Origin of the sequence: Pseudotabrizicola sp. (assembly GCF_030684215.1) — a bacterium.
Lineage (GTDB): Bacteria > Pseudomonadota > Alphaproteobacteria > Rhodobacterales > Rhodobacteraceae > Pseudotabrizicola.
Map to the genome: position 1 here is coordinate 55,948 of NZ_JAUXOV010000036.1, position 22,775 is coordinate 78,722.

The 22,775-nt window shown below is 61.4% G+C and carries 22 protein-coding genes; 11 read left to right on the forward strand and 11 right to left on the reverse strand.

Annotated features, from left to right (window positions below):
- Positions 1–50: 50 nt before the first annotated feature.
- The 4 genes from Q8K08_RS05570 to secG all read right to left on the reverse strand — a co-directional run bounded on the left by Q8K08_RS05570 (position 51) and on the right by secG (position 4,724).
- Positions 51–1,316, reverse strand: a complete 1,266-nt coding sequence (locus tag Q8K08_RS05570; protein ID WP_305249437.1) for an ABC transporter substrate-binding protein — start codon at positions 1,314–1,316, stop codon at positions 51–53.
- 51 nt (positions 1,317–1,367) lie between these two features.
- Positions 1,368–2,393 carry a LacI family DNA-binding transcriptional regulator gene (locus tag Q8K08_RS05575; RefSeq protein ID WP_305249438.1) on the reverse strand — a complete coding sequence of 342 codons (1,026 nt, stop codon included), beginning with the start codon at positions 2,391–2,393 and terminating at the stop codon, positions 1,368–1,370.
- Between the two features lie 181 nt (positions 2,394–2,574).
- Positions 2,575–4,218: a CTP synthase gene (locus tag Q8K08_RS05580; RefSeq protein WP_304796980.1), complete on the reverse strand. Its 1,644-nt coding sequence runs from the start codon at positions 4,216–4,218 to the stop codon at positions 2,575–2,577.
- Between the two features lie 143 nt (positions 4,219–4,361).
- Positions 4,362–4,724, reverse strand: coding sequence for a preprotein translocase subunit SecG (gene secG, locus Q8K08_RS05585; RefSeq protein ID WP_304796979.1), 363 nt, complete (start codon positions 4,722–4,724; stop codon positions 4,362–4,364).
- Between the two features lie 243 nt (positions 4,725–4,967).
- Here secG and Q8K08_RS05590 point away from each other — a divergent pair, with 243 nt between their 5' ends.
- On the forward strand, positions 4,968–6,260 hold the full coding sequence (locus Q8K08_RS05590; RefSeq protein ID WP_305249439.1) for an adenylosuccinate synthase: 1,293 nt from the start codon (positions 4,968–4,970) through the stop codon (positions 6,258–6,260).
- Between the two features lie 47 nt (positions 6,261–6,307).
- Positions 6,308–6,559, forward strand: coding sequence for a DUF2842 domain-containing protein (locus tag Q8K08_RS05595; RefSeq protein ID WP_305249440.1), 252 nt, complete (start codon positions 6,308–6,310; stop codon positions 6,557–6,559).
- 84 nt (positions 6,560–6,643) lie between these two features.
- Here the strand turns inward: Q8K08_RS05595 and Q8K08_RS05600 are convergent, their stop codons facing one another.
- Entirely contained in the window at positions 6,644–9,109 is a 2,466-nt protein-coding gene (locus Q8K08_RS05600) for a hypothetical protein (protein ID WP_305249441.1), read from the reverse strand.
- A 225-nt stretch (positions 9,110–9,334) separates the two neighbouring features.
- On the opposite strand from Q8K08_RS05600, the gene Q8K08_RS05605 reads away from it, so the two are divergent.
- Entirely contained in the window at positions 9,335–10,021 is a 687-nt protein-coding gene (locus Q8K08_RS05605) for a thiamine diphosphokinase (protein ID WP_304797257.1), read from the forward strand.
- On the opposite strand, the gene Q8K08_RS05610 is transcribed toward Q8K08_RS05605, so the two are convergent.
- Positions 9,967–10,890 carry a DMT family transporter gene (locus Q8K08_RS05610; RefSeq protein ID WP_304797256.1) on the reverse strand — a complete coding sequence of 308 codons (924 nt, stop codon included), beginning with the start codon at positions 10,888–10,890 and terminating at the stop codon, positions 9,967–9,969. The genes Q8K08_RS05605 and Q8K08_RS05610 overlap by 55 nt on opposite strands.
- A gap of 140 nt (positions 10,891–11,030) precedes the next feature.
- Between Q8K08_RS05610 and Q8K08_RS05615 the strand changes: the two genes are divergently transcribed.
- A complete protein-coding gene (locus Q8K08_RS05615; RefSeq protein ID WP_304797254.1) occupies positions 11,031–11,678 on the forward strand; it encodes a gamma-glutamyl kinase in 648 nt (215 codons plus the stop codon).
- 99 nt (positions 11,679–11,777) lie between these two features.
- On the opposite strand, the gene Q8K08_RS05620 is transcribed toward Q8K08_RS05615, so the two are convergent.
- Both Q8K08_RS05620 and Q8K08_RS05625 read right to left on the reverse strand, forming a co-directional pair.
- On the reverse strand, positions 11,778–13,157 hold the full coding sequence (locus Q8K08_RS05620; RefSeq protein ID WP_304797253.1) for an L-serine ammonia-lyase: 1,380 nt from the start codon (positions 13,155–13,157) through the stop codon (positions 11,778–11,780).
- A gap of 95 nt (positions 13,158–13,252) precedes the next feature.
- On the reverse strand, positions 13,253–13,933 hold the full coding sequence (locus tag Q8K08_RS05625; RefSeq protein ID WP_304797251.1) for a glutathione S-transferase family protein: 681 nt from the start codon (positions 13,931–13,933) through the stop codon (positions 13,253–13,255).
- 196 nt (positions 13,934–14,129) lie between these two features.
- Between Q8K08_RS05625 and rpiA the strand changes: the two genes are divergently transcribed.
- The 5 genes from rpiA to Q8K08_RS05650 all read left to right on the forward strand — a co-directional run bounded on the left by rpiA (position 14,130) and on the right by Q8K08_RS05650 (position 18,719).
- The gene (gene rpiA / locus Q8K08_RS05630) at positions 14,130–14,915 is read left to right on the forward strand and encodes a ribose-5-phosphate isomerase RpiA (RefSeq protein ID WP_305249442.1); all 786 of its coding nucleotides are present in this window, start codon (positions 14,130–14,132) and stop codon (positions 14,913–14,915) included.
- Entirely contained in the window at positions 14,912–16,351 is a 1,440-nt protein-coding gene (locus Q8K08_RS05635) for an FAD-dependent oxidoreductase (RefSeq protein ID WP_305249443.1), read from the forward strand. Before rpiA ends, Q8K08_RS05635 begins: the two co-directional genes overlap by 4 nt.
- A 69-nt stretch (positions 16,352–16,420) precedes the next feature.
- Entirely contained in the window at positions 16,421–17,617 is a 1,197-nt protein-coding gene (gene hflK / locus Q8K08_RS05640; RefSeq protein WP_305249444.1) for an FtsH protease activity modulator HflK, read from the forward strand.
- Positions 17,617–18,528 carry a protease modulator HflC gene (hflC, locus tag Q8K08_RS05645; protein ID WP_370870519.1) on the forward strand — a complete coding sequence of 304 codons (912 nt, stop codon included), beginning with the start codon at positions 17,617–17,619 and terminating at the stop codon, positions 18,526–18,528. Before hflK ends, hflC begins: the two co-directional genes overlap by 1 nt.
- Positions 18,525–18,719, forward strand: a complete 195-nt coding sequence (locus Q8K08_RS05650) for a DUF2065 domain-containing protein (protein ID WP_304797245.1) — start codon at positions 18,525–18,527, stop codon at positions 18,717–18,719. Before hflC ends, Q8K08_RS05650 begins: the two co-directional genes overlap by 4 nt.
- Here Q8K08_RS05650 and Q8K08_RS05655 read toward each other — a convergent pair.
- On the reverse strand, positions 18,716–19,402 hold the full coding sequence (locus tag Q8K08_RS05655; protein ID WP_305249445.1) for a VCBS repeat-containing protein: 687 nt from the start codon (positions 19,400–19,402) through the stop codon (positions 18,716–18,718). The genes Q8K08_RS05650 and Q8K08_RS05655 overlap by 4 nt on opposite strands.
- Entirely contained in the window at positions 19,402–19,725 is a 324-nt protein-coding gene (locus Q8K08_RS05660) for a 2Fe-2S iron-sulfur cluster-binding protein (protein WP_305249446.1), read from the reverse strand. The genes Q8K08_RS05655 and Q8K08_RS05660 overlap by 1 nt, the downstream gene beginning before the upstream one ends.
- 252 nt (positions 19,726–19,977) lie before the next feature.
- Here Q8K08_RS05660 and Q8K08_RS05665 point away from each other — a divergent pair, with 252 nt between their 5' ends.
- The gene (locus tag Q8K08_RS05665) at positions 19,978–20,520 is read left to right on the forward strand and encodes a peptidoglycan-binding protein (protein ID WP_304797240.1); all 543 of its coding nucleotides are present in this window, start codon (positions 19,978–19,980) and stop codon (positions 20,518–20,520) included.
- Complete coding sequence (locus tag Q8K08_RS05670) at positions 20,517–21,170, forward strand: HD domain-containing protein (RefSeq protein ID WP_304797238.1); 654 nt, start codon at positions 20,517–20,519, stop codon at positions 21,168–21,170. Before Q8K08_RS05665 ends, Q8K08_RS05670 begins: the two co-directional genes overlap by 4 nt.
- Before the next feature lie 70 nt (positions 21,171–21,240).
- Here the strand turns inward: Q8K08_RS05670 and Q8K08_RS05675 are convergent, their stop codons facing one another.
- Complete coding sequence (locus Q8K08_RS05675; protein ID WP_304797237.1) at positions 21,241–22,719, reverse strand: Do family serine endopeptidase; 1,479 nt, start codon at positions 22,717–22,719, stop codon at positions 21,241–21,243.
- Positions 22,720–22,775 lie beyond the last annotated feature (56 nt).

Below are 22,775 nucleotides of genomic sequence, written 5' to 3' on the forward strand. Positions count from 1 at the left end.
TGCGGTCTGGTGCAGACGGGGGCGCGATCATCACCGCGCCCCCAAAGCTGTCAGTTCACCGGGCAAGGACCATCCGAGGCCGCATCCGGGGCCCAGCACGGCGCATTCGCCTCGATCATCAGCGCGCGCAGCACCTCGGCTTGGCTGTCCAGCACGGTGCGGATGTCCTGCCCCGCCAAAATGATGCGTTCAAACGTGTCGGTATAGACCTGATTGAACTGGCCGCCCTTGTCGCCCAACCCCATCGGCAACAGCGCGGGCAGCGCGTCAGCGGCCCCCGTCATGGCCGCAATCGCCGGGCCTGACGCCTTGACCGAGGCGGGCATGTCTTCGGGCAGATCGGTTGCGATCACCGGGAAAAAGTTGGTCGCCCGCAGGGTGGCGATCTGGGTTTCCGGTTTCAGCATATGGGCGACCAGCGCCATCGACTCGTCCATGTTCGGCGCTGTGCGCGGCACCGCAATTCCTGCCACCACCGGCATGAACGCGCGGCCCATCGGGCCAGCGGGCGCCGGGAAGGCCACGAAATCATCAGGGCGCTGGTTGAACGCATCGGCGATACGGGCCACGTGATCAAAGGCGATCCAGACTTCTTCGGTTACCAACTGCTCTTGCATGAACGAATAGTTGGTCGCCGCCGGGTTGGTATACTGCCACAGCTCGCGGAATGTCTCCCACGCCACCACCGCCTCATCCGAGCGGAAGTTGGTCACCGTCGATTTGGTATAGGCTGGCAGCAGGAAACCCTGAAAAAACCGATGCTTCAACCCCTGTGGCCCGGCGGGGAAGCCGAACTTTGGCCCGCCCGTGGCCTCGGCGGTGGCGCGCGCCCAGTCGATCAACTGGTCATAAGACAGCGCATTAATATCCGCACCTTCGGGCAGAAACTCCAGCGCCTTGCGGTTGGCAACCATCAGATAGGTGGCCTGCATCCACGGAATATATTTCTGCTCTCCCGATCCCAGCGCCCCCAGTTCCATCATCGCTGGTCCTACGGCTTCGGCATCAATGCCCGATAGATCGACCAGATCACCGCCCAGCGATGACAAATCGCCGTGCAATCCGCCCAGAACCGCAATTCTGCCTGATCCGGCCTGCAATTCGGCCTGCATCCGCGTCAGCCACGGGCCTTCATCCGATGGCTGGTAATCCACGCCGCCGGGAAAGCCTGCCATGACCTCATCGCGCATCTTCTGGCTTTCCTCGATCGGCTTGGCCTGTGTGGACCAGAACAGCGGCTCGGCTAGGGCCGGGCCTGCGATCATCGATACCGTTACGGCAGCCGCAGTCAGTCGCCATTTTACAAGCGTTTTCATTGTCGTCCTCCCTTTATGTGTCGTCTTTGGGTCGTCCGTGTCAGGCCAGCATCAAGCCGGTGCTGGCCCATGGCTGGCACGCAGCACCAGCTTGGGCCGGATCAGCAGAGACTGCTGATCCGCGTCGGGTGATTTGATCCGCTCTACCAGCATGCGCCCCGTGTCGCGGGCGGATGAAAACGTATCAGTGTCAAAGGTGGTCAATCCGGGGCGCGCCATTGCTGCCGAGGTGATGTTGTCATAGCCGATCACGCTCAGATCGCGGGGCACTGACAGCGACAGGCTTTCGGCCACATGCAAAACATTCAGCGCAAGGCTGTCGAACATTGCCAGAATGGCGGTGGGGCGGGGGTCTGCTGTCAGCAGATCGCGCACCACCTGCACCCGCCGGGCCGGATCATACCGGGGTGAGGTGGCAATGGTCAGCGTTACCGATGGGTCGCCGCAGCGCTCCATCGCCTGCATCACGCCTTCGGTGCGGTGATGGCGAAAGGTCATCGCCTCCTCGATGGTCAGCAGGGCAAAGCGGCGATGGCCAAGGGCATACAGCAGATCAAACGCCTCGGCAAAGGCCGCTGTGCCATCGGTATCCACCCATGAATAGGGCAGGGCATCCGACAGCACCCGCCCGTGGGTGACAAAGGGAAACCCCGCCGTAATCAGATAATCAACGCGGGGGTCCACCTCGGATGTCCTGCCTAGAATCAACCCGTCGGCACGCCGTGATGTGACGATATTGCGGATCACCGACAGTTCAGACTGCCCTTGCGGGATCGCGGCCAAAAACAGATCAATCCCGGTTTCCGCCAGCCCATGCCCGAGGCCCGATATGTATTCGCCCAGATAACTGTCTTCGCGGCCATAGCCGGGGTCGGTCAGCACCAGCCCGGCAAAGCCCGAGGTGCGCCCGCCCACAAGTGACTGCGCCGCGCGGTTCGGGGCGTACCCCAACTGATCGGCAAGGGCTTGCACCCGGTCACGCGTGGTTTCGGGTATGCGGGCATTTCCGGCCAAGGCACGCGAGACTGTGGCGGCTGAAAGCCCCAACTGCTGCGCAATATCCTTGATTGTGGTCATGTCCCAACACCCTCCCAGTTGTCGATTGAGGAAAGGTTAGCAGCAGTTTCGATTCTGCGCAAACGTTTGCGCAAATTATTTTCAGGCGGTCTGCCCTTCAACTCCAAAGCAAAAGGCCGGGACGTGCCCGGCCTTTGATCTGAAATGATGGAACCGCGCCCGCGCCCCATACAGGGGAGCATCACACCAACCGTTCAACTTCTTTCGCTGCGCGCACGAAGTCGGCGAACAGGGGGTGGGGGGCGAAGGGTTTGGATTTCAGTTCGGGGTGGAACTGCACGCCGATGAACCACGGGTGATCCTTGACCTCGACGATCTCGGGCAATTTGCCATCGGGGGACAGGCCGGAAAAGATCAGGCCGCAGGCTTCAAGCTGGTCGCGATATTTTATGTCAACCTCGTAGCGGTGGCGGTGGCGTTCCTCGATCACGGTGCCGCCGTAAACCTCGGCCACGCGTGAGCCGACTTTGAGACTGGCGGTATAGGCCCCCAGCCGCATGGTGCCGCCCTTGGCATCGTCTGACTTGCGGCGCACGGTATGGTTGCCCTGCACCCATTCTTTCAGATGGTAAACCACGGGTGTAAAACGCTTTTCTCCGAATTCGTGGTCAAACTCCTCGGACCCTGCATTGGGCAATCCGGCGAGGTTGCGGGCGGATTCGATGACAGCCATCTGCATGCCCAGACAGATACCCAGATAGGGGATCTTTTTCTCACGCGCGAATTGTGCCGCCTTGATCTTGCCTTCGGTCCCGCGCTCGCCAAAGCCGCCGGGCACCAGAATGGCGTGGAAGTTCTGCAAATAGGCGGCGGGGTCTTCGTTCTCGAAGATCTCTGCGTCGATCCATTCCGCCTTGACCCGCGTGCGGTTGGCCATGCCACCATGGGTCAGCGCCTCGGCAATTGACTTATAGGCGTCTTCCAACTGGGTGTATTTGCCCACGATCGCCACCCGGACCGTGCCTTCGGCATTGGTCATCCGGTCCATCACGTCTTCCCAGCGGGTCAGGTTCGGCTTTGGCGCGGGCGAGATGCCGAACGCATCCAGCACCGCCTGATCAAGGCCCGCGCGGTGATAGGCCAGCGGCGCCTCATAGATGGTTTTCAGATCATAGGCCGGGATCACATGATCTTTGCGCACATTGCAGAAAAGGGCGATCTTTTCACGCTCTTTTTCCGGGATCGGATGCTCAGACCGGCAGACCAGCACATCAGGCGCAAGGCCGATGGATTGCAGCTCCTTGACCGAGTGCTGGGTGGGTTTGGTTTTCAGCTCACCGCTGGCCGCCAGATAAGGCAACAGCGTCAGGTGCATCAGAATCGACTGGCCGCGCGGCCGCTCGTGGATGAACTGACGGATGGCTTCAAAGAATGGCAAGCCTTCAATATCGCCCACCGTGCCGCCGATTTCGCACAGCATGAAATCCACCTCATCAGCGCCGATGCGCAGGAAGTCCTTGATTTCGTTGGTGACGTGCGGAATCACCTGAATGGTCTTGCCCAGATAATCGCCGCGCCGTTCTTTCTCAAGCACGTTCGAATAGATCCGGCCTGATGAGATAGAGTCGGTCTGCCGCGCCGATACCCCGGTGAACCGCTCATAGTGGCCAAGGTCAAGATCGGTTTCCGCGCCATCGTCGGTCACAAACACCTCGCCATGTTCAAAGGGCGACATCGTGCCGGGATCAACGTTCAGATAGGGGTCCAGCTTGCGTAGGCGCACCGTGTAGCCGCGTGCCTGCAACAACGCCCCGAGTGCGGCAGAGGCAAGCCCCTTGCCCAGCGATGACACAACGCCGCCTGTGATAAAGATATAGCGCGCCATGTGAAGGCCCCCGTGTAACAAACGCGATTCGATGGGTGGGAATCGCAGTACCACGGGACCAAAGCCTTACCCTAGGCAACAGTCCTTTGCAACAGCACCGCTAGATGCTGTTTTGCAGGGCGGGGCCGCGACAAGGGATAGTATCAGTTTTCAGCCCGTGGTGGTGCCAACGGCGCATTGGTGGGCGCAGGTGGCAACAGATCGTTCCCCGATGGCGTTACGGGTGTTGATGGCGACGGCGACGGTGCGCCGATCTGGTCAATCACCGAACCCGAGCCCGCTTTTTGCGCCGCCAGAATGGTCAGCGTGATCGAGGTGCAGATGAACAGGATCGCTAGGACCCAAGTTACCTTGCCAAGTGCAGTCGCAGCCGCGCGGCCCGACATTGCCCCGCCGCCACCGCCGCCGCCCATGCCAAGGCCGCCGCCTTCGGACCTTTGCAAGAGAACCACGCCGACCAGAAGGAGGGCGAGGATAAGGTGGATGGCAAGGATGACGTTTTCCATGGGCGTTCCCGAAGCTGACGCGCCTATCTAGGCTGATGGGGGGCGACGCGCAACCCCTTCACGGCGCGCAGGTGTGCAACTGTGGAACGCCTCCGGCGGGAGAATTTGGAAAGCAGCAATGCCAGACGTGCGCTGGGGGTGAGGCGCGAAACAGCACAGACGGTGATGACAGACCATTTCCCTGTTTCCCTGAGCGGGCCTTACGTCTATAGCACAGACGGTTTTAGAGCCAAGGAGATCAGCATGGCCAACGTGGTTGTCGTGGGCGCCCAATGGGGCGACGAGGGCAAAGGCAAGATTGTGGACTGGCTGTCCGAACGCGCCGACATCGTCGCGCGCTTTCAGGGCGGGCACAACGCGGGCCATACGCTGGTCATTGACGGCAAGGTATACAAGCTGTCGCTGCTGCCGAGCGGAATCGTGCGCGGCGGCAAGCTGTCTGTGATCGGCAATGGCGTTGTGCTGGACCCCTGGCATCTGGTGATGGAGATCGCCAAGCTGCGCGATCAGGGCGTGGATATTTCGCCCGAAAACCTGCTGGTGGCCGAAAATGCACCGCTGATCCTGCCGCTGCATGGCGAGTTGGACCGGGCACGCGAAGGCAGTGTCGGTGTTGCCAAGATCGGCACCACCGGGCGCGGCATTGGCCCGGCCTATGAAGACAAGGTGGGGCGGCGCGCCATTCGGGTGGCTGATCTGGCCGATGCCGCCACGCTGGAATTGCGGGTGGACCGTCTGCTTGCGCATCACGATGCGTTGCGCCGGGGTCTAGGGATGGACCCGGTGGACCGCGCAGCACTTCTGGCGCTGCTGCATGAGATCGCGCCGCAGGTGCTGCCTTATGCCTCGCCCGTCTGGAAGGTGATGAACGAGTCGCGACGGGCTGGAAAGCGCATCTTGTTCGAGGGTGCGCAAGGCGCGCTGCTGGACATCGACTTTGGCACCTATCCCTTTGTTACTTCGTCCAACGTGATTGCGGGGCAGGCGGCCACCGGGGTGGGTCTTGGCCCGACCGCGATTGATTTTGTGCTTGGCATCGTCAAGGCCTATACCACACGCGTGGGCGAAGGACCGTTCCCGGCGGAACTGTTTGACGCCGATGGCGAGCGTCTGGGCGAGCGTGGCCATGAGTTTGGCACCGTCACCGGGCGCAAGCGGCGCTGCGGCTGGTTTGATGCGGTTTTGGTCCGCCAGACCTGTGCCACCAGCGGTGTGTCGGGCATTGCACTGACCAAACTGGACGTGCTGGACGGGTTCAAGACGCTGAAAATCTGCATTGGGTATGACCTAGACGGCACCCGTCTGGACTATCTGCCAACGGCTGCCGATCAACAGGCCCGCTGCACCCCGATCTATGAGGAAATGGAAGGCTGGTCAGAGTCGACCGCCGGCGCGCGGTCTTGGGCGCAACTGCCGGGTGCTGCGATCAAATATGTGCGACGGATCGAGGAATTGATCCAATGCCCGGTCGCCCTACTTTCCACCTCTCCTGAACGGGACGACACCATTCTGGTGACCGACCCGTTTGCGGACTGACTGGCACCCCTGACCCATAGGGAGGCCCTAAACCGGATGAGGATGCCATGGCGTTAAGCTACAAGGCGCGGCGGCGACTGTCGTTGCTGGTTTTGCTGATAGGATTGCCTGCTTATGTCGTGGTGGCGGTCAGTCTGGTGAACTGGATCGACCGTCCGTCGATACTGTTCGAACTGGCGATTTATGTCGGGCTTGGGATTGCGTGGATCTTGCCATTGCGCCCGATTTTTCTGGGGGTGGGCCAGCCGGACCCAGAGGCGGGGACGCCAAAGCCAGAAGCTTCAGAGAGGCAACAATGAAAACAGGCGGAATGCAGCACTGCATTCCGCCTGTCTTTTGGGGCCTTGATGGCAGCCTCGGCCCACTATTCCGTTTTGCGGCGCTCAGCCCGCGATTTTGCGGGCCTCTGCCAGCAGTGGCGAGGCTTCGCTAATTGCGAATTGTCCGCGACGGCTCCGCTCTATCACGCCATCCCGTAGCAGGATTCCAAAGCTGCGCAAACCGTCTTCGCGCGACAGACCTTCTGCGGCTGCACCGATGTGGCGCATCAACTGTGGGCGGGTAAAGCTGTCGCGGCCTTCAACGCAGGCAATATAGGCCGCTGCGGCTTCCAGCAGGTCGGGCAGCTCACTTGCGCCCAGCCGTTCGGCAAAATCGGGAAATCCGCTGTCGGCTTCAAAGAGATTGCCGCCAGCATCGTCGTCCAGATCATCCGCCTCGTCCAGATCGGGCTCAACCGCAAGCGCCGCCGATGTCATGGGGCGCGTCGGGCGGACCGGCTGCACGGGAGCAGCGACGGGGGGCATGGCAGTCGGTTTTGTAGGGCGGTCAATGCGCTGTTCGGATACCAGAACCAACGGCGCAGGCCGTTCGACCGATGCCGGGGCCGTTACAGCCGAGGGACGCACCACCTTTGCAAGATCATCGCGATAAGCGCCCATACGCTGGTTGTCATTGCCAGCCAAGGTGCTGCCGGTCGCGCGGCGTTCTGCGATCGTCGCTGCAACGGCGGCCTTCAGATGGGCAATGGCCGACTGGCGGCGCTTTGTATCGGGCACCTCCATCTGGTTGCTGGCTTCTGCCATCAACCGATTCACGGCAATATCTTCGGTTGGCTGCGTGTGGCGACGTTCTGGCACAGAAGCGGCGGGCTGTTCCGGGGCAGCTGGTGCAACCACCGGTTCAGGCTTCGCCGGGCCATCTTGTTCCACGGCTGCCAATTCAGCTGCAAGGGCGGCTTCGGCTTCTTGCGACAGGGTTGCCGGGGCTGCGTTGTCTGAAACAGCCTGCATATCGTTGCGACGGATCTTGATGACACGGGCACGGGCACGCTGAAGCTTTTCAACAGAGATCGGTGCCTGTGGCGCCGGGTCGTCATCGGCAGGCATCACATCTGAGGTGAGTTCTTCGACAAGTGCGGCGGGAACCGAGGGCCGATCAAGGGCGGTCGGCCGCAAGGTGCGGACCGGACGCACGGGGCGGACAGGTGCCACTGGGGCCACTTCGTCTGTCGTGTCGTCCTGATCTGTTGCAAAGACGTCTTCGGGTTCGGCATCGGCTTGCGCCGTATCCGGTGTGTCTTCGACATCTGCCTGTGATTCTGGCAGGTCGTCTTGTGTCTCTGTCTCTGCCTCGAATTCGATGTCGTCCTGCGGTGTAGGAAACGCGGCATCGATGGGTTCAGGCGCAGCTTCAATGTCGTCTTCGTCACTGTCATCCGCGACCATCTCTGGCGCTGTGGCTTCCAGTTCTGTTGGCGCGGACTCAATCTCGGCGGCCTGCGTGACAACCGGGGCTGCCGTTTCCTCATCTTCCTCTGGATCGACCAAAGATGCGAGGCTGGCGAGCAATGCGTCATCCGCCGCTGCTGTGGCGGGAAGCGCCTCAACTTCAACCTCAGCCGCCGGAGCCGTTTGGTCTGCGGCCAGACTTGCCAGCAGCATATCGTCTTCGTCGTCGAAGTCGTCGCTATCCTCAACGCCTGATGATGTGTCTGAAACCTGCAGTTCTTCAAAGACCTCTACCGCTTCGTCTTCGGCGTCAGTTTCCTCGGCCGCGGCGGTCAGGTCTGGGGCGTCAGGTGTATCCGCCTCAGGTTCATCAAAGCGCGGCGCTGCGTCTATTGCTTCAAGATCGGCCAGATCCTCGGCGTCGATCTCATTATCAGACAGGTTATCTGCGCTGGCCTGCGCTTCGGGTGTCAGATCCCCGGCGACAATCTCGTCAGCGGTGGGGGCCAGATCTTCGGGCAACAGGTCATCAAACGCAGCCATATCCACAGACAGGTCAGCGTCATCTTCCGCGGCACTTGCCAATTCAGACGCCTGCACGCTGTCTGGCACGGCGTCTGCGTGTTGGTCTTCGGTAAAGTCGTCTTGCGCAGCCACAAGGGGGGCGCTTGCCGCCATCAGGGGGGCCACTGTTGTCACAACAGTGGCCGTTGCCGCCATTGCCTGACTTTCAGCGGCGGCTTTACGCAGGCGTGACAGCTTTTCGGCAACCGATTCCGCGCCGGCTTCAGCCAAAGCGGCAGTGTCCGGGGCGGGTTGTGCCACTGTTGGCGCCGGTCTTGCCGGTGCCGCGGCGACACGGGCGGGCATTTCGACAACGGGCTGGGGTTCGGCAGCAGCGGGCATTGCGGCGGGGGCCGCCACAATTGGCGCTGCAATCGCCCCTTGTTCTTCGGCGCGCAGAATCACGCCATTTTCCTGAACTTTGGCCTCAACCCTGCGCTGAATCTCGCGCTCGGCTATCTTGTGCAGCATCGCCGCATCCGGCTGCGGCGGTTCGGCACCGAAATACCGATCCTCGGCCGCCAGATCGCGAAAATACTCCGCAATGGCCTTCATTGTGTTGAATGGGTCTTCAAACCCCTCCAACGTGCAGGAGAAGGTTCCGTAAGAGACCGTAAGGATTTTACTCGCACCGTTCATCGGATGCTCGCTTTCTGCAAAACTCGATACATGTTTCTCACCCATCACCTGTTCGAATCCGTGGACAGATCAGGGTGATTTAAAGGATTGTTTGTGGCACACCCCCCGGTGATTTGCCTCAATTCGAAAGACAGTATCCGCATGAATCAGGTCATTGTGCAATCCTCAGGCGGGATCACGCTTGTGGGAGGGGCCCCGGTTTCCCCCGCATTGTTTCGGATTTCGCAGCAAAGGGCGCCCGTGGTTGTGGCGGCGGATGGTGGGGCAGACCGCTGTCTGGCGCATGGCGTTCACCCGCAGGCTGTGATCGGGGATATGGACTCAATCTCTGACGCGGCACGTGTGGCGCTGGGCGCGGACCGGCTGCACCACATCCCCGAACAGGACACCACCGATTTTGACAAGGCGCTGCGGTCTATCGATTGCCCCTTTATCATCGCGCTGGGCTTTATCGGCGCGCGGGTGGACCACGGGCTTGCGGTACTGACGACACTTGTTCGCCAGGCCCGCCCTTGCGTTTTGTTGGGGCCGCAGGATGTGGTGTTCCATCTGCCGCGCCAGGTGCAGCTGAACTTGCGGCCGGGCGACAGGTTCAGTCTTTATCCGCTGGCCTCGGTCACGGGCCGCAGCACCGGGCTGGACTGGCCGATTGACGGTCTGGCGTTTTCGCCCGACACGCGGGTCGGCACCTCAAACCGGGTCAGTGTCGGGCCGGTCAGCCTTGATCTGTCGGGGCCGGGTATGCTGTGTATCTTGCCGCGCGCACGGCTGGATCAGGCTTTGGCCGCGCTGGCGGGTGCTGCCCGCGCCGACAACCGCTCGCGGTAGATGATATAGAGACCGGACGCGGTGATCACGGCAATCCCAGCCCATGTCAGTGCATTGGGGAAATCGCCAAAGATCCAGTAGCCAAGCGCTACCGCGGCCACGATCTCCAGATAGTGAAGCGGGGCCAGCGTGGCCGATGGCGCAAATTTCAGCGCATAGGTCATGCACATATGGCTAAGCGCGGCCCAGAACCCCACGCCAAACAACCATACCCAAGCATGGCCTTGCGGCATGACAGGATCAAAATGCCGCCATCCGGTGCCCTCGGCCAGCAACATGACCGGCAGACACATCAAAAGCCCGGTCCATGAGGTGTGAAACTGCATGGCTACCGGATGCATGAACCCTGCCACTTGTCGGGTGGACAGCATGTAAAACGCAAAGAAGAACGCAGTCCCCAACGGCCAGAGCGCGACATATCCAAAAGCCGCAAGCGATGGCTGGATCACTAGCAGCGCACCCGCAAAGCCCACCCCGGATGCAATGATCCGGCGCGGCCCGACCTCGTCGTTGAACAAAAGGCGGCCAAGCAGCAACAGAATGAACGGCTCGACAAAGGCGATGGCAAGCGCATCAGCGACCGGCATGACCGAAATGGCCGCCACAAAGCTGAATGTGGACAGGATCAGAAACACCGCCCGCAGACAGATCAGCCCCAACGCCCTTGGGCTCAGGCGCAAGGTGATCCCCATGATCAGGATCACCGGCAGCATCAGCGCGCCTTGCACCACAAAGCGCGCGGTCACGATCTGCCCGACGGGGATCGTGGCCGAGGCAAGCTTGGCCGACACATCCAGCAGCGGCGCAAGCACGCAGAACGCAAGCATCAGCACGACGCCGGGGAGAATACGGTCGGGTTGGCGGGTCATCCCATTGGGCTAACGTGGGTTTTCCACCCCGTCCATCGCAAAAGCGACACAAGCCTCGCGGATTTTGCACCGCCATCTTGCCGCTTGCTCAGAAAAGACATTAGCCTTTCGTCAGCAAAGACAAACACACGGGGGCAGGGGTGCTGGTTCTTGAAAAGGCGCGGCTGGTGTTTCTGGCCAATCCGAAAACGGCCACGCAATCCTTGCGCGCGGTGCTGGCGCCGTTTGCACAGGCAACGCCATCAGACACTGGCCATAAACATATCAACGCTCAGATCTACCACCGCAAATGGGCCGCGCGGATCCGCCGAAATCTTGGCGGGCCGGTCGAGACCTTTTCCGTGATGCGCGCGCCGATGGACCATCTGGGAAGTTGGTATCGCTATCGCCAGCGTGATGCCCTGCGCGGGCATGAAAACTCCACCCACGGGCTGAGCTTTGCCGAATTTGTCGAGGCGCGGCTAGCGGATGACCCACCGCCCTTTGCCCGTATCGGGCGGCAAGACCGGTTTCTGGGGTTTCTGAACGGCGGGACGCCGGTCAACTACATCTTTGATTATGCTGACCTTGACCGGCTGCTGGCGTTTCTGTCTGCCCGTCTTGGCAGCAGTCTTGAGCTGCCCCACCGCAATGCCTCACCTATCGCCGATGCGCAGACACTGATCCTGCCAGACGCCCTGTCTGCACGGCTCAGTTCCGCCCATGCGACAGAATTTGCGCTTTATGACCGCGTACGGAAAGGCGGGCTGCTTCATACTCCGGCAGCACCCGGCGGCGCAGTTGCCTGAGTATTTGGAAAGCAGCAAACCCGCTGGGCGCGCTTTGAATTGCTGCTTTCTAAATACTCCCGCGCGGAGCGCATCCTCCCCCTGCCACCCGTATAGGTGTCAGCAGTTGGGCACATTCACCGCCAGCCCGCCCAGCGAGGTTTCCTTGTATTTCTCGTGCATGTCGCGCCCGGTCTGACGCATCGTCTCGATGCAGGCGTCAAGGCTGACCAGATGCTGCCCGTCGCCCCGCATCGACAGGCTTGCCGCTGACACCGCCTTGATCGCACCCAGCCCGTTGCGTTCGATGCACGGCACCTGCACCAGCCCTTTGACTGGATCGCAGGTCATGCCAAGGTGATGCTCCAGTGCAATCTCTGCGGCGTTTTCCACCTGTTCCGGTATCCCGCCCAACACTGCGCACAAGCCCGCAGCGGCCATGGCGGCGGCGCTGCCCACTTCGGCCTGACAGCCGCATTCAGCGCCAGAAATGCTTGCATTATGCTTGCATAGACCGCCGATGGCGGATGCGGTGAGCAGAAATTCCCCGATCCGTGAGGGTGCGGCGCCCGGCACATGGTCCAGCCAATAGCGGATGACCGCAGGCACCACGCCCGCAGCCCCGTTGGTGGGTGCAGTCACAACCTGCCCCCCGGCGGCGTTCTCTTCGTTCACGGCCATGGCATAAAGGCTCATCCAGTCATTGATCGTATGCGGGGCCTGCATGTTCAGCCCACGCTCGGCCAGCAACTGATCATGGATGCCCTTGGCCCGGCGGCGCACCTTCAGCCCGCCCGGCAAGATACCGCTGCCCGACATGCCACGGTCGATGCAGTCGCTCATCACTTCCCACAGCCGCATGATGCCGCGATCCAGTTCGGCGGCGCTGCGAAAGCGCAACTCGTTGGCGCGCTTCATTGCCGCGATGGACAGCCCGCTGTCGCGCGCCATTGCCAGCATTTCTGCCGCTGTCTCAAACGGATAGGGCACATCGGCACGCAATTTCTTTTTGTCGGCGGCGCTGGCCTGAAGCTCGGATTCGGTCAGAACAAACCCGCCACCGATGGAATAGTAGGTCTCTTGCAAGATCACATCGCCCTGCGCATCGGTGGCGCGCAGGATCATGCCATTTGCATGGCCGGGCAGGGCCTGACCGTAGTCAAAACTCAGGTCGCGTTCGGGGTCAAAGTGCAGCGCGGGCAGACCCGGCGCTGAGATCTGATGCGACTGGCGGATCGCGTCCAGGGCTTCGTCCGCTTTGGCGGCATCATAAGTGTCGGGCGCAAACCCTGCGAGGCCAAGGATCGTCGCGCGGTCTGTGGCATGGCCGACCCCGGTGAAGGCCAGCGACCCGTGCAGCGATGCTCGCAGCCCATGGGCTTGAAACGGAGATCCGCGCAGCGTGTCCAGAAACCGCGCTGCGGCCACCATAGGCCCCATGGTATGGCTTGAAGACGGGCCGATCCCCACCTTGAACATATCAAACACGGACAAGAACATGCGGCGCTTCCTTTAACATTTGCCCTACCATGCGCCGGATTCCTCGGGCGTCGCCAGATGAAAGCGACATGCTGCGGGTTTCTGCGGCATGGCTCTTATATGGCAGAGCCTTCTGGCGGAACGGGATACGCGGGGGCGGTAAACGGGTGCCGCCCCAGACCTTCGGCCAATGCGACCCGAGCGCTTTGTGGCGCGGCTTCAAGTGCGCTTGCGATGCCATGCAGGGCGGGAAAATCGCCAAGGGTAAACCAGCCTGTTTGCCCTCGTGGATAAAGCACCGACCAGCGCATCAGGGCGCAGACATAGGGGGCAAGGATACCCTTTATGCCAAACAGCGCCGGATGCGCTTCCGCCTCGCGGTTTAGGTGGTCAAAATGGTCCAGCATTCGTGCCGCCATAAGGCGGTGATGCGCGCCTTTGGCCGACGCAGGAACATAGCGGTCCGGGTAGAACATCTGGCGCAGATCGGCATGGGCAGTGTTCGCGGTAAAGGTCAGCCATTGCAGCATCACGGGCCGTTCGCTTGTGTGGGGGGCAGGGGTCAGACCATGCTGGTCACCCAGCCACAACAGAATCGCGGCGGTTTCAGACATGGCTCCGTGCTGCGTTTGCAAGGTCGGGATCAGGCCCATCGGGTTCAGCGCGCGATAGGCCGCGCTGTCTTGCTGGCGTGTGCTGCGGTCGACCAATGCTGTGCGGTATGGCAGGTCAGCCCCCTCCAGCACCAGCCGGATGATCATCGACGCATTGTCGGGCGCATAGTGCAGGACATACATATCGTGGCCTCCGTTCTGGTCCGCAGTATTGCGGGTCGGGGCGTGGTATGTCCCACAAAAGCGCCATGCAATGGGGCGATTGCGAAGGGCGTTTCCCTTATCTGGCCGCCCCGATCGGGCGATTGACCCTCGCGCGCAGGGGCAGCTTTGCCTATAACCCCGACATAGCATTTTTCCACTGCCGGGGAATCGATCCATGCCTGCCGAACTTTCGCCCATCGACAAGGCCAAGTTTCTAGCCGCCAAGCGTGCCACCGACTTTGTCGAGGACGGGATGAAGCTGGGCCTTGGCACCGGGTCAACTGCTGCCTGGATGGTGCGCTGTCTGGCCGAGCGTATCCGCGAAGAGGGGCTGCGCGTGGTTGGCGTGCCGACCTCCAGCCGCACTGCGCAACTGGCGGCGCAGCTGGGCATCCCGCTCACCACATTGGATGAGGCGAAGTGGCTGGATATGACCATTGACGGGGCCGATGAATTCGACGGTCAGCTGAATCTGATCAAGGGCGGCGGCGCGGCTTTGCTTCAGGAAAAGATCGTGGCAACTGCGTCTGACCAGATGATCGTGATTGCCGATGCCGCCAAGGATGTGACCCAGCTTGGTGCCTTTCCGCTGCCGATTGAGGTGATCCCCTTTGGCTGGCAGACCACCAAGGCGCTGGTCGAGGAAACTCTGGTCAGCCTTGATGTGCTGAACCGCGATGTCAGCCTGCGGATGAACGGTGGTGCGCCGCTGGTCACGGACGAGTCGAATTACATCCTTGATCTTCACCTCAAGCGCATCGGCAACCCGCGCCAGTTGGCGCTGGTGCTAAACCAGATACCGGGTGTGGTTGAAAATGGCCTGTTCATTGACATCTGTGACATCGTGGTGATCGGCCATGCTGACGGGCGTGTGACGGTGCGCAACATCAATTCGGGCGAGGTTGAAGACGAACGGGTCGAATTCATGCCAACCTCCAACATCTTTGCGGATATGGAATGATGGCGTTTGACGTAGATCTGTTTGTCATCGGCGGCGGCTCTGGCGGGGTTCGTGCGGCACGGATGGCAGCGGCCACCGGGGCAAAGGTTGCCCTGGCAGAAGACAGCCGTTTGGGCGGCACATGTGTTATCAGGGGCTGCGTGCCCAAAAAGCTGATGGTGTTTGCTTCCGGCTTTCGCGAAATGCCCACGCAGGCACGCGCCTACGGCTGGGACATTCCCGACGGGTCGTTTGACTGGTCGATCTTTCGCGACAAGCTGCACGCAGAGTTGGACCGGCTTGAAGGCGTGTATCGCCGTTTGCTGGATGGCTCTGGTGTTGTTATTCACGATGCCCGCGCGCATTTGACCGATGCGCATACGGTGGCGCTGTCCACCGGGCAAACCGTCACCGCCAAGCATATACTTGTGGCCACCGGTGGCCGGCCAGAGCGTCCCGATCTGCCCAATGCCCATCTTGGTCTTGTGTCGGATGACATCTTCGAGCTGGACAGCCTGCCCAAATCCATCCTGATCGTCGGTGGCGGGTTTATCGCCTGCGAGATGGCCTGCATCCTTGCTGGGCTTGGGGTCAAGGTCACGCAATTCTATCGCGGCGCGCAGATCCTGCGCGGCTTTGATGACGAAGCACGCGGCTTGATTGCCGAAGCAATGAAGGCGCAGGGGATCGACCTGCACCTGGGCACCAACATTGTCGAGATGGCCGAAGCAGCAGCCATGGCGGATGACGGCACCAACATGGGAGCGGGGGTCGATTCGTCGCTGGATCTGTTGCCGCACTCTGGCAAGCGGGGCTGCCCGGTCTGGGTCAAAGCGACCAATGGCACCGAACAGAGTTTTGACTCGGTGCTGTTTGCTACAGGGCGCAGCCCGAATACCGATGGAATGAAGCTTGAAGATCTGGGCGTCAAACTTGGGCGCCGTGGTGAAATCACCGTGGACAATTACAGCCAGACCGCTGTGCCGTCGATCTATGCCATCGGCGATGTGACCAACCGTGTGAACCTGACCCCGGTGGCAATCCGCGAAGGCATGGCCTTTGTGCGCACCGTGTTTGAGGGCGAGCCGACAGCGGTTGACCATGACCTGATCGCCAGCGCCGTGTTCACCCAGCCAGAGCTTGGCACCGTGGGTCTGACCGAAGAAGCGGCCCGCGAGCAGGAACCGATCGAGGTTTACTGCACCAGTTTTCGCCCGATGCGCAGTGCATTTGCCGGCGAAGACGCGCGCGTGCTGATGAAACTGATCGTCAGTCAGGCTTCGCGCAAGGTGCTGGGATGTCACATCGTCGCACCTGACGCTGGCGAAATGATCCAGCTTGCGGCAATTGCCGTCAAAATGGGGGCCACCAAAGAGGATTTCGACCGTACGGTTGCAGTTCATCCGACAATGGCAGAGGAACTGGTCACGATGCGGACACCGACACGCAAGGCGTGACCGGATTTGCTTGATTTTCGCGTCAGAATGACCAGTTAAAGACACAGGATAAGAGAAGGGTTTCAGCGAATGGCAAGTGGAGGTCCCTGGGGGGGCGGTGGCGGATCGGGCGGCGATGATCGTGGCAATGGACGAGAAGACGAACGCAAGTCTGGCGGCCGCAGGCCGGAAAACTCGGGTCCGCAAATCCCCGAGATCGACGAGATCGTAAAAAAAGGTCAGGAACAGCTGCGTGTCCTGATGGGTGGGCGTGGCAAAGGCGGCTCGAATGGCGGCGGTGGCGGCGGTCCGCGTGGGCCCGTTGGCCCACGGGTGACCAAGCAAGGCATCGCGCTGGGCGCTCTGGCGGCCGCTGTGCTGTGGTCCTTCATGTCGTTCTACACCGTGCGCCCGGAAGAACGTTCGGTCGAATTGTTCCTCGGTGAGTTCTCGACCATCGGCAGCCCCGGTCTCAACTTTGCGCCTTGGCCGCTGGTCACGGCTGAAATCATTCAGGTGACCAACGAACGTACAACCGATATCGGTGTTGGGCGCACCGGCGAAGACGCCAGTCTGATGCTGACCCGCGACCAGAACATTGTGGATATCGGGTTTCAGGTCGTCTGGAACATCAACGATCCGGCAGCTTACCTGTTCAACCTTGCCGATCCGGCGGACACGATGCGCGCGGTATCGGAATCGGCGATGCGCGATATCATCGCGCGGTCGGAACTCTCCCCCATCCTCAACCGGGACCGGGGCGCCATTGCAGCCGATCTGCGGGCTGCGGTTCAGGGCACGCTTGATACCTATAACGCCGGTCTGAACGTGATCCGGGTCAACTTCGAAAAAGCCGACCCTCCGCGTGAAGTGATAGACGCTTTCCGTGCGGTGCAAGCCGCCCAACAGGAACGCGACCGGTTGGAAAAAGAAGCCGACGCCTATGCCAACCGTGTGACGGCTGGCGCGCGTGGTGAAGCCGCCCGTATCGTCGAAGCGGCCGAAGCCTACCGCGCGCAAGTTGTCAACGACGCCTCGGGTGAGGCGAGCCGCTTCCTGTCGGTCTACGAAGAATACGTCAAAGCGCCCGAAGTCACGCGCAAACGGATGTATCTGGAAACCATGGAACGTGTGCTGGGCAGCATGAACAAGGTCATCCTTGACGGTGTTCAGGGCGGCAATGGCGGTGGTCAGGGCGTCGTGCCTTTCCTGCCGCTGAACGAACTGGGTCGGCAAACGCCAGCTTCCGCACCTGCGGCTGCAGCAACGACCGGAGGTAACAACTGATGAAAGCGCAACTTATTCTGCCAATCGTGGCCGTTCTTGGTGCCGCCGTGCTGTCGTCTATCTTCATCGTGGACGAGCGCGAAAAGGCGCTTGTGCTGCAATTTGGTCAGGTTAAGCAGGTCAAGGAAACCCCCGGTCTGGGCTTCAAGATCCCGCTGATCCAAGAGGTCGTCAAATATGATGGCCGTATTCTGGGCCTGCCGACCCAACCGATGGAAGTGACCCCGCTGGATGACCGCCGTCTTGTGGTCGATGCCTTCGCCCGCTGGCGGATCACCAATCTGGTTGATTTCCGTGAAGCAGTTGGTGTGGGCGGCGTTGATGCCGCACAGACCCGGTTGGACCGTATCCTGAACGCCGCCATCCGTGAGGTGTTGGGCTCGGTGCCGTCCAACCGTGTGCTGTCTGAGGACCGGACGTCGCTGATGAACCAGATCCGCGACCGGGCACGGACCGAATCCGGCGCTTTGGGGATCGAAGTGATCGACGTGCGTCTGACCCGCACCGACCTGCCAGAGCAAAACCTTGCTGCCACCTTTGCCCGGATGCGGGCAGAACGTGAACGCGAGGCCGCGGATGAAATCGCCCGTGGTGGCGAAGCAGCGCAACGTGTGCGGGCAACCGCAGACCGGACCGTGGTGGAACTGACGTCTGATGCAAGCCGTATGGCCGAAGTGGCTCGCGGTGAAGCTGACGCCGAACGCAACGCCATTTACGCCGAAGCCTTTGGCCGCGACCCTGAATTCTTTGCCTTCACGCGCTCGCTCACCTCTTACGAGCGGTCGTTGCAGTCGGGGAATTCATCGATCGTGATGCAGCCAGACAGTGAGTTCTTCACCTATCTGCGCAGTGATATTGCCCCGGCAGACCGCCCGGTTGCGGTTGCACCTGCTGGCGCGACGGCACCGTGATCTGGGTTATCCTGGCCCTCGGGCTGGTGGCAATTGCTGAGGGGCTGGTGCTTGCACTGGCCCCTTCGCGTGTGGAACAGGTGCTGGCGATGATGGCCAGACTGTCGCTGGAAACCCGGCGTTTGGTTGGGTTTGTGTCGATTGCCTGCGGCGCGACACTTATCGCACTGGCGCGCTGGATCGGGTTTTAGGGGCAGGTCGCAAGATCAGGCCCAGCCCCGTGCCATGGACCAAGATCCTGAGCAACAATGCGTTGCCCCTCAAGTTTCACCGCCAAAGCGCGCGACCAGTCGGAGGATGCGACGATAAGCGCATCCCGCCCATTGCATCGGCGCACGCCGCCTGAAATCCAGCTTTCGCCAATGCGGTGATTGGTAAAACCGGGCGCGCGGGCAATTTCTGTAAGGTTGTCGCCATCTAGTCGCACGAAGACCAATTCTCGTGCCAGATGCGGGCGGTCCACATAGGCGATCTCGATCCGGCCATCGCCGTTGAAATCCCCCCAGCCAGCCGGTGCCAGCCAGCGATTGGTCTGCCCGACATAGGCCGTCGCCGCGCGCCTGCCTGCTGCATCATAGATGGCAAGGGATGCGCCTCGGGTCAGCGATGTTTCAACCACCATGACCTCGGGCCGACCGTCGCCGTCAAAGTCCCCCAGCCGTGCCGTCACATCTTCAAAGACAAGGCTGTCGGGCAGGGTGAAGCGCAGTTTACGGCGATCCGAAAGTGTAAGCTCCAGTCCCGCCCATTCCAATGCATCGCCCAGAACGGCGTGGGCATACCGGTCGGTAGGCTCCACCAGACGTGCCGCCACAATGTCTTGCGCTGCGGCGGGGCTGCAAAGCCCGACCATCAGCGCAAGAGCGCAGCGCATCAGATCTGCTTTTCGGGCATATGGACAACAAGACCGTCCAGCGCGTCAGAAACCTTGATCTGGCAGGTCAGGCGCGACCGGGCCGGGTCTGGCTGATAGGCAAAATCCAGCATGTCTTCTTCCATGCTGTCTTTCTTTGGCAGCTTTTCGACCCATTCCGGGGAGACATAGACATGGCAGGTTGAACAAGCGCAGGCACCGCCGCAATCGGCCTCGATTCCCGGAATGCCATTGTCGCGTGCGCCTTCCATCACGGTCAGGCCGTTGGCCACATCCACGATATGTTCCTTGCCGCCGAATTCCACATATTTGATCTTGGCCATCGTCTGTCTTTGTCCCTTTTTCGCAAATCCGCGCATTTCGTTTGACATAGGCCACAATCGCGATCTTTGCCAGAGGGGCGGGGGCGGGAATTCCGGGTCTCATCGGGTGCAGATGCCGCATCTGGGGCAGGGGTGGCCGGGGTGCAACGCAACCGGAACGATCTGGCCGGGGCGCTAGGCCGCACGGGCCATATGTGATAGCCCTAGCGTTGAAAGCCGGGTCAACCGGCGCAGGCAGGATAGATCAACCCGATGATGCGCAGTGCGCCCTTGGCCCTGTTCGGAGCAGCCCTCTGGCTTGCCGCCTGCCAGCAGGCGGGTGTTCCCGAAGCGCCCGGTCGCGCCGATTTGTCGATGGATCTGGTCCGTCTGACGAAACCCGGCCCACCACCCGGCCCCGAAGGCGCGTGCTGGGCCTCCGATGTGACCCCAATGGTGATCGAGACGGTGACCGAACAGGTCATGATATCTGATGCCCGCAAAGACCCACAGGGGCAGACGATCTTGCCCGCCGTCTTCCGGTCAGAGACGCGGCAAAAAATCGTGCAGGAGCGTGAGGAAATCTGGTTCCGCAGCCCTTGTCCGGCAGAGATGACGGTGGATTTCATCGCCAGCCTGCAACGCGCGCTCAAAGCGCGAGGGCTGTATCTGCTGCCGCTGACCGGCGAGATGGATACAGCCACCCGTGCCGCCCTACGCCGGTTTCAGGCTGATCGCGGGCTGGAAAGCGACCGGCTGGCGCTGACCTCTGCGCGTGAGCTTGGGCTTGTCACCACGGATCTGGGCAAAAGATGACACATCTGGTTAAGAACGCGCGGGCAGAACTGGTCCGGCTGTGGGCAGGCGCGCAAGACCCGGCGCATGATCTGGGCCATATCGACCGGGTTTGGGCCAATTGCCAGCAAATCATGGCCGATGTGCCGGGGCTGGACGCGGATGCGCTGCAGATGGCGGTGATTTTTCACGATGCGGTCAACCTGCCCAAAGATGCGCCCAACCGCGCCGACGCTTCGAGCCTGTCTGCCCGTGCTGCTGCCGATTGGCTGACCACTCAAGGCTGGCCTGCGCCACGCATCGCTATCGTCACCCACGCGATTGAGGCGCACAGCTTTTCTGCCGCCATTGCCCCGCGCAGCGATGAAGCGCGCGTGCTGCAAGACGCCGACAGGCTAGAGGCTTTGGGGGCCATCGGCCTTGCGCGGATGTTTGCGGTGGCCGGGGCCATGGGTGGAGCACTGTTTGATCAGGACGACCCTTTGGCACAACACAGGCCCCTGAACGACCGTGCCTATGCGCTGGATCATCTGGAGGTGAAGCTGTTCCGCATAGCTGAAACCATGCAGACCCCGACAGGGCGGGCGATGGCCGAGGAACGGGCGGAATGGATGTTCAGCTTTCGTGCGCGTCTGTTGCGCGAAATCGGTGGCGCTGCGACGTTCTTCTAACCATATATGCAAAACGCGCGGCAGGGATCCTGCCGCGCGCTGTTCTTTCTGGGTCTTGATCCGATGCGCGTCAGTCGATGGCCAGCGCCACAAAGCGCGGGTCTCCGGCACGACGCACCAGAAGTAGAATGGACTTGCGGCCCGCATCGCGTGCCTCGGTGATGCGGTCTTCCAGGTCCTTCAGACGCACCACTTTTTGCTGTCCGGCCTCGGTGATGATATCGCCATCGCGCAGACCCTTGGCATAGGCCTCGGATGCCACGTCCACCTTGCCCACGACCAGCCCTTCGGCATCATTGGGCAGGTTCAGCGACTGCTTCATCTCATCGGTGACCGGGGCCAGCGTCATGCCCAGAATCTCTGCCTCGACCGGATCTGCCGGTTTTTCGTCGGCGGCAGGGCGCACTTCGGCGGCTTCTGCTTCCTCGCGGCGGCCCAGTGTCACTTGCAGCGTCTCAGAACGACCGTCGCGCTGCACGATTACAGGAACGGCCTGACCCACGGGGCTGTCGGCGACTCGGCGCGTCAGATCGCGGGTGTCACGCACGGGCTTGCCATCAAACTGGGTAATGACATCGCCCGCAATGATGCCCGAATCCTTGGCCGGCCCGTCTGGCACATCCGTCACCAGCGCCCCCGAGGCTTCGGTCAGGCCCATGGCTTCGGCAACATCGGGGGTGACGTCTTGAATCCGCACGCCAAGCCAGCCACGGCGGGTTTCGCCGAACTCTTTCAGCTGATCGACAACCTTGGTCACCACATTCGACGCCATCGAGAAACCGATCCCGATAGACCCGCCATTGGGCGACAGAATCGCGGTGTTCACACCGATCACCTGACCGTCCATGTTGAACAAAGGCCCGCCCGAGTTGCCCCGGTTGATCGCGGCATCGGTCTGAATGTAATCGTCATAGGTGCCCGACAGCGCCCGGTTGCGGGCCGAAATGATGCCCGCGCTGACCGAAAAGCCCTGACCCAACGGGTTGCCCATGGCCACGACCCAATCCCCAACCCGGCTGACGTCAGAGTTGCCAAAGGCCACGAACGGCAGTGGCACATCGCTTTCCACTTTCAGCAGCGCGATATCGGTTTTCGGATCGGTGCCGACCAGTTTGGCCTTCAACCGCTTGCCGGAAAAGAACTCGATCTCGATCTCGTCGGCGTTCTCAATGACGTGGTTATTGGTAACGATAAAGCCATCTTCCGAGATCACGAAGCCTGAGCCAAGCGCCTCGGACCGGCGGGGTGCACCTTCACCGCCGCGATTGTTGCGGTCCATGAAATCGCGGAAGAAATCTTCAAACGGGCTGCCCTCTGGCACGATCGGCCCACCAGAAGCAGGGCCGGATACCACGGCAGACGTGGTGATGTTCACAACTGACGGGCTGATTTGCTGTGCCAGATCGGCAAAGCTGTCAGGCGCGCGCGCGAACGCGCCCTGCGCGTGACCCAGCGCCATGGCAAGGCCAAGACCAATGGCAAGAAGCGTGGCACGCCCCCGCGCGGCACTGGCCGGTTGGTTGGAATAGGTGATGGCTTTGGACTGCACTCCCGAACTCCTCATGATTAGGACGGCAGGCCCATGGCGCAATGATGCGCCGGGTC